Raw genomic sequence first — 1,327 nt, 5'->3', positions numbered from 1 at the left:
AGAGACAGGGCACCCTCGACGCGCCCACCCGGTATCGATTGGATCCCCCGGCCCCGCACCTGCTACTGTTTTCCACGTCGCGGGCGATTAGCTCAGCGGGAGAGCGCTTCGTTCACACCGAAGAGGTCACTGGTTCGATCCCAGTATCGCCCACCGCGAAGTACGCAGGTCAGGCTCATGTGCTACCGAAAGGTAATCATGGGCTTTACTTGCATCTGCTCCCATGGTCGTGGGAGCAGGGAGCACGGTGGGAGCAGAGCCGAAAAGGGCGGAACTTTGTCCCGATCTGCGCGCAACGGAACTCATCCACGCTCAACTGCGGTCAACCGCACCCGATCCGTGGACCGAGTTTGAATGAGATGCGATGGCGCGGCCAGGTTCGCGATCCCGAAACGGCTCCGTCGGCTCTTCGGCCCGTCGCCTTTTCGAATGAGTTCTGGCGACCTGTCATCTTCCGAGCCATCCCCGGCCACCCGAAACGAGTTTCGGCACCGGCCGCCCCGCTGGTAAAGCGGCAGATGGCGAGAAACCTGACGGTCCGAAAGCCGTCTCAGGCCCGTTCGAAGAGTTCACCGGAAACAGCGCAGTTCACTCCCGTTCGCTCCCGTTGACCCCACGCGCCCGCACCGCCGCCAGAGGGCCCGACGCGGCCCACAGGGAGCCAACTGCTCACGTCTGCACCGAACTGCCGCCAACGGGCCGCAACGGCTCCGCACCGGACCCAACGGCAGCGATCCGGGCCGCCTGGAGAGCGACCCAGCCCTCCCCCACCATCGCACCGAAGCGCAGACCCAGCCACGCGATCGCGGCCACGGCCACGGGATCCGGGCGAAACCGGGACAGCAGACATCCAAACCGCGCCTCCGGCTGGACGCACACGTGCGGGAACTACTCCACCGACGGGTACACACCTGCCCATCGAGTACGGCATTGCTTTGCCCAAAGGGTTCCCGGCATACAGCAGACGTCGAGTACGAACGCAGATGTGGCAAAACAGCCGAGCCCGAGTTCAGCGATCAACGCGACTGCGCTTTGACATCGGCAAGCAGGCCCGGGCACCGAAATACTCCGCCGGCCACGACCTCAGGGCCGCCACCGCGCGAGCGCAGAGCCGTGACCGCTTCCCCGAACAGGAAGCGGTCACGCTCGCATATTATTGCGGCCAAAGCCACCCGGCTAGCACTCAGATCCGTGCGCAAATGACGGCGGACGTGGAAGAGTCGTGGTGGGCGGACATGTGAGTCCCGATCCGCGGACATGAGAAGTCTAGGTAGGCGGCCGTCTGTAGCCGCGTGGTGACCGTGCGAGTTCCCGCCTTGATCCGTTA

1 tRNA gene is annotated in these 1,327 nt (G+C 64.6%); it reads left to right on the top strand.

Annotated features, from left to right (window positions below):
* Positions 1 to 81 precede the first annotated feature (81 nt).
* Positions 82 to 153: transfer RNA gene (locus KDL01_RS41170), tRNA-Val, on the top strand.
* Positions 154 to 1,327: the final 1,174 nt, after the last annotated feature.

This window comes from Actinospica durhamensis (assembly GCF_018139695.1).
Lineage (GTDB): Bacteria > Actinomycetota > Actinomycetes > Streptomycetales > Catenulisporaceae > Actinospica > Actinospica durhamensis.
This window is presented reverse-complemented; position numbering and strand designations above follow the sequence as displayed.